Below are 667 nucleotides of genomic sequence, written 5' to 3' on the forward strand. Positions count from 1 at the left end.
AACCACGGCACAGCAACAGCTGATCTTCGCTGTTGCGGACCAGGGTGATGTCTTCGATGGCGTCGTAGTGGAACAGGCCGACTTTTGGCAGTGGATAGCTGTGGTCGCGGCCGTCGGCGCCGTAGAAGGTCAGGCCATCATCCACGCAATCGAAACGTGTGGTGAATTCGCTGATCCAGCGAGCGCCGAGTTCACTCTGATCGTAGGCGTCGAGGCGTGAGTTGTAGGTGCGCGTCCATTCGATCGGGAAGGGGCCGGGCAGGCTGAAATCGGTATGGCTGAGGCTTTCCGAACCCAGGGCAAAGTTGATGCTGAATTCAGTGGCGCATTTACAGGGACCTTTCTCCGGATTAGGCGCACTTTTCGCTGGGACTTGCTTGTTGTTAGCGCCCAATTCGCCTTCCGCAGCCGTGTGCGTGGCCTTACCGGTCTTCTCGGTATGGACCGCGGCGTTCTGCCCATGGGCATTGCGCTTGCGCCACAAAATCACGGCGCTGGAGAGGATCTGCAGCAGCCAGCCGATGGAGTTCTGCACATTTTTATCGTCGAGCTTGCTCAACTGCGTGCGCAGTTCCGGGCCCATCGCGCGCAGCTTGCCGGTCTCGGTGGTGATCTGTGTCTGGAGCTTGTTCGGCAGCAGGTTCTGCGCGACGCTGTTGACCATCCC

Annotated in this window: 1 protein-coding gene; it reads right to left on the reverse strand. The window is 59.4% G+C overall.

The genetic code is table 11. From position 1 onward, the window contains the following. The coding region (locus BK660_RS31435; RefSeq protein WP_221178665.1) for a DUF6531 domain-containing protein at window positions 1-667 on the reverse strand (667 nt) is incomplete at both ends.

This window comes from Pseudomonas brassicacearum (genome assembly GCF_003732265.1).
In the GTDB taxonomy this organism is placed as follows: domain Bacteria; phylum Pseudomonadota; class Gammaproteobacteria; order Pseudomonadales; family Pseudomonadaceae; genus Aquipseudomonas; species Aquipseudomonas brassicacearum_D.